The 4,590-nt window shown below is 62.3% G+C and carries 4 protein-coding genes and 2 pseudogenes; 4 read left to right on the plus strand and 2 right to left on the minus strand.

The features are described from left to right. The 4 genes and pseudogenes from IL54_RS01805 to IL54_RS01820 form a co-directional block, all read left to right on the plus strand. Positions 1–212, plus strand: a pseudogene (locus IL54_RS01805) (catalase); the annotation flags it as partial. Between the two features lie 40 nt (positions 213–252). Then, on the plus strand, positions 253–870 hold the full coding sequence (locus IL54_RS01810) for a hypothetical protein (protein WP_237748753.1): 618 nt from the start codon (positions 253–255) through the stop codon (positions 868–870). Beyond that, positions 867–2,234 carry a Dyp-type peroxidase gene (locus IL54_RS01815; protein ID WP_037472601.1) on the plus strand — a complete coding sequence of 456 codons (1,368 nt, stop codon included), beginning with the start codon at positions 867–869 and terminating at the stop codon, positions 2,232–2,234. The genes IL54_RS01810 and IL54_RS01815 overlap by 4 nt, the downstream gene beginning before the upstream one ends. Positions 2,235–2,434: 200 nt before the next feature. Then, entirely contained in the window at positions 2,435–3,787 is a 1,353-nt protein-coding gene (locus IL54_RS01820; protein WP_037472266.1) for an IS1380 family transposase, read from the plus strand. Positions 3,788–4,167: 380 nt separating this feature from the next. On the opposite strand, the pseudogene IL54_RS22560 reads toward IL54_RS01820, so the two are convergent. Both IL54_RS22560 and IL54_RS01825 read right to left on the minus strand, forming a co-directional pair. After that, positions 4,168–4,338, minus strand: a pseudogene (locus tag IL54_RS22560) (integrase); the annotation flags it as partial. Positions 4,339–4,405: 67 nt separating this feature from the next. Further along, the coding region (locus IL54_RS01825) for a hypothetical protein (protein WP_156106065.1) at positions 4,406–4,590 on the minus strand (185 nt) is incomplete at its 5' end.

The raw sequence follows: 4,590 nt of genomic DNA on the forward strand, positions 1-4,590 counted from the left end.
TCCCGCCGCAGGACGCCTATTCGCCGGCGCGGCGGGTCTATGGCGATGACGTGCTGTCGTTCAATCCCTGGCACGGTATCCGCGAGCACCAGCCGCTCGGATCGATCATGCGGGTGCGCATCGCCGCCTATGAGCGATCCACCCGCTACCGCCATGAGATGAACGCGCAGCCGCGTGTCGAGCCGACAAACATCGACGCCATCCCGGACTGACGCACCGATCGACACACGAAATCACGAAAGGAGGCCAGTCATGGCCGAGACCGAAGAAAACCCGCAGATCGACGAAACCCGCCTTCAGGCCATCCGGCGGCGGATCGAGGAAGTGGCCGGCGACGCGCCGCAGCTCGCCAAGCTCGCGCTCGAGCAGATGGTGACGAAGCACAATCCCGACCTCAAGGGCACGGCCGGCTCGGCCGGTCGCGTCGGCGCGCAGTCCGGCAATGTCTCCGAGCTCACCGCCATCGCCAACCTCAAGCCGGGCGGCGCGGACCGGCTGAAACGCATCTTCGGACTCGTGAACGGCAATTTCGACGGGGCGCAGAAGGTCGGCACCCTGCACAACATGCGGTTCGTCTTCTTCGACAACGACACCCGCATCCTGTTCGCCACCGCCTATTACGGCGACTGGGACACCTATATCAACGACTTCGCCACCAAGATCCCTGACCTGATGGATTTGCTCTTCGCCTCGGTCGAAGGCTGGCCGGGCATCGCGAGCCCGAAGGTCAAGGATTTCATCGCGAACATCAGATCACCGCCGCCGGATGGTTCGTCGCCAACCCGCAGGTCACGGTCGTCGACGTGCGTCGGCTTCAGCGGATGGAACATGCCGTCAACGAATTCCTGGACAAGGTGGGCTGAGCGATGACGATCCTTCAAAAGCTGAAAGAGCGCTTCTCGAGGGACAGCGTTACGCTCGACCTGCACGATATCCAGGCGCTGATCCTGCGAAGCCGGCCGGAGCCCTATGTCGGCATCCATGCGATGCTCCATTTCGACGAGGCCGAGGGCGCGCGCGCTTTGCTGGGCCGGCTCGCGCCCCATATCGCATCCGCCGACAACTGGAACGAGGATCTCGATTTCTGGATAGGCGCTGCACTCAGCTTCGAGGGACTAAAGGCGCTCGGCGTTCCTGAAGCGCAGCTCAAGACATTCCCGCTCCCCTTTCAGCAGGGCATGGCGGCGCGCTCGGAGCAGCTCCGCGACTTAGGACCCAACGCGCCGGAAAACTGGGAGGACGTGTTCAAGCCGGGCAACTGCCATCTCGCGCTGACCATCTACGCGGTCGACGATGCGGCGCTCGACAAGGCGCTGGCGACCGCGCGAACCGAACTCGACCAGAGCAGCGGCGTCACCTTGATCGGCGAGCATCGCTTCGGCGCGCCGGACGGCGCGAAAAACCCGTTCGGCTTCCGGGATTCGATCTCCCAGCCCGCCGTCGAAGGCAGCGGCGTCGATCCGCTGCCCGGCGAGGAACGCGCGATCAAGGCGGGCGAGTTCATCCTTGGATACGAGAGCGAGAACGGCCAGCCGCTCGGCATGCCTGAACCTGCGGCGCTGGGAAAGAACGGCACCTTCGTCGTCCTGCGCAAGTACAACAGCCGGGTCGGCTGCTTCAACGCCTTCCTCAAGGCCCATGGCGAGACGGCGGAGGACCGCGAACGTCTTGCCGCCAAGATGTTCGGTCGCTGGCGGTCAGGCGCTCCACTGACGTTGTCGCCGGATCATGACGACCCGGACCTCGGCGCCGATCCGCAGCGCAACAACGACTTCAATTTCAAGGACGACCCCAAAGGCCGCGTCGTGCCGCTCGGCTGTCATATGCGCCGGCTCAATCCCCGCGATTCCGAGCTGACACTGCTCACCGACGTCAACATTCACCGCATCATCCGCCGTTCCTCGACTTTCGGGCCGGTTTATTCCGAGGATGTGGCGCCGAAAGACGATGCCAAAGGCGATCGCGGCCTGTTCTTCATCTTCATAAGCGCGCGCGCTTACGACACGATCGAGTTCATGCAGCAGGAATGGATCAACCGCGGCAATTTCGTCGACCTCGGCGAGGAGCGCGATCCAATCGTTGGTCTGCATGAGGAGGACGGCCGGTTCACGATCCCGCAGGCGCCTGCGCGCAAGCGCATCGACGGTGTGCAGACCTTCAATGTCATGAAGGGAGGCGAATATCTGTTCATGCCAAGCCTATCGGCGCTTAAGTGGTTGGCAGAACGACGCTAAAGCTATTCACCTGATTGTCGGTTGAGATTTGAAGTGTGCAGAGTGACCCGGAAAGTGCGGGGCTGTGCGGAAGGTTAACCCGTCTTATTCACCGGCGGCATGGGATGGGGTTGGCGGACGTGGCGTAAGTTACTGATCTGGAGTAGAGAAAGAGTGCTTAAATCATCCCTCTACGCCGGACAGAAAGTGCCACGACCGCCATGGCAGATGATAGCCTCCTCGGTTTCTCATTCCCAGCGATTTGCCGCAAGAAAATGACCGCCGCCTTCGACGGCGGTCGGCTGACATCCGATGGTGGCGTATTGCTGCTGGCGCAGGCCGAGCGACAGCTTGGCATTGCGGAACGGCTTGCCGCCTGCATTTGCGACCCTCGCGACCAGAGCCGCGTCGTCCACGATCTCGACGACATCCTGCGCGCTCGCATGCTGGCGATCGCCTGCGGCTATGAGGATGCCGATGATCTCGACAGTTTGCGTCACGATCCTGGGTTCAAGCTGGCGCTCGGCAAACTGCCCGGCGGCGTGATCGGCCTGGCAAGCCAGCCAACGATGAGCCGCTGGGAGAATGCGCCGACGACGCGCGAACTGGTGCGTCTGACAGGCGCGCTCGTTGATCTCTACTGCGCGAGCTATCCCGTGCCGCCGGTCGCGGTGACGCTTGATATCGATGAGACGGTTGATGTCGTCCATGGCGGCCAGCAGCTCTCCTTCTGGAACGGCCATTATGGCGAGCGCTGCTTCCTGCCGATCCATGTTTATGACACCGCGACTGGACGTCCGGTGGCGATGCTGCTGCGCACCGGCAAGAGCCCATCGGGGGTCGAGACGGCAGGCCATGTGCGTCGGCTGATCCGGCGCATCCGCCGCCACTGGCCCAATACCCGCATCACGCTACGCGGTGATGGCCATTACGGCCGCCCCGAGATCATGGCGTGGTGCGAGGCGAACGGCATCGACTATGTGTTCGGCCTGCCCGGCAACAAGGCGCTCCATGCCGATCCCGTCATCGTCAATCGCGGCGATGCCTGTGCCACCGACCGGGCGCTGCAGGGATTGGGCGTGCTGCGCCGTTATGCCGAGACTTGCTACGCCGCCAAATCCTGGGGGCCGACCAAACGCAGGGTCGTCGCGCGGATCGAAGCCAGCACTATGGGCCTCGATATCCGCTTCGTCGTCACCTCGATCGAGCTTGGTAGCGCCGAGCACATCTACGACACGCTCTATTGTGCTCGTGGCCAGGCCGAAAACCTCATCAAACTCCACAAGACCCAGTTGAAGAGCGATCGCACCTCGTGCCGATCGGCCAATGCCAACCAGATGCGCCTCATCCTCCACACCGCCGCATATTGGCTGATGTGGAAGCTGCGGCAGGCCGTGCCCGCCACCGCAGCGCTGAGGAACGCCGAGTTCGCCACCATCCGCATCCGCCTCATCAAGGTCGCCGCCCGCGTCGTCGAAACCGCCAGTCGCATCCGCATCGCCTTCGCCAGCGCTTGCCCCGACGCCGACATCTTCCAGCATATCGCCCGCGCCCTCAAACCCGCGCCGACCTGAACGGCGCGGCGCGGCCGCAGATCGATCCACCCTGTCCAGAAACCCCGCAAACCTCTCGGCCAAACGCGATGAAATAGTCGCCACAGGGCAACTCGCGCTGGCCGCCTCAGCCTGCCACCCCGTCCCGGATTAAGCCATCACGCAGCAGCCCGGTGAATAAGAGAGGCTAGCGGGTTCGGAGGACGAACATGTTTCGACTTCTGATTTCCGGAATCCTGCCCAATAGAGTCGCTGCCACGCAACGACCAGACTTCCCTACCGAACTGCGGCCTCGACGGACGCTGAACGTCCGCTTCCGTCAAGAACTAACGGAGCATCCGAGTACGAGAATTCGCTTAAGCGATTTCAATACCAGCGGTCTGCCTATAAACCTCATTAGTTCACCCAATCTTCGCCATCAGCCGACCGGCAGCACCATGCTCTGCGGCGAGATTACGATTATAGGCCAGCGGCATCCTCGGCGATTTCCAGCGTAGCGCATCCATAATCCCGGCGAGATCCTCGCCGCTGGTGAACAAATCCTGGTTGAGCCCCACTCGCGTAGAATGAGAGGGCATCGCGTGGAAGGTACGCCAGACAACGCTAAGCGAGAACATTTCAAGAACCGCATGATGGCCGTTACCGCCGGAGGTCGCTAAGCCCCAGTTCTTCCCACATCCATGTAAAGTCATAGGTGCCCATCGGATCGGCGGTGCCCGATTTTGCCGCGCCATTTTCGATATATTTGAGCCAGTCGGCTACCTTTATGGCCGCTTCGACCTCGACCTGAACGACCGGATTGATTTTGGACGGCTTGCAGCGTG

Origin of the sequence: Sphingobium sp. ba1, assembly GCF_000743655.1 — a bacterium.
Taxonomy (GTDB): Bacteria; Pseudomonadota; Alphaproteobacteria; order Sphingomonadales; family Sphingomonadaceae; genus Sphingobium.

Coding starts and splice junctions, on each gene's coding strand:
- IL54_RS01810 (WP_237748753.1), top strand. CDS start 253: ATGGCCGAGACCGAAGAAAACCCGCAGATCGACGAAACCCGCCTTCAG.
- IL54_RS01815 (WP_037472601.1), top strand. CDS start 867: ATGACGATCCTTCAAAAGCTGAAAGAGCGCTTCTCGAGGGACAGCGTT.
- IL54_RS01820 (WP_037472266.1), top strand. CDS start 2,435: ATGGCAGATGATAGCCTCCTCGGTTTCTCATTCCCAGCGATTTGCCGC.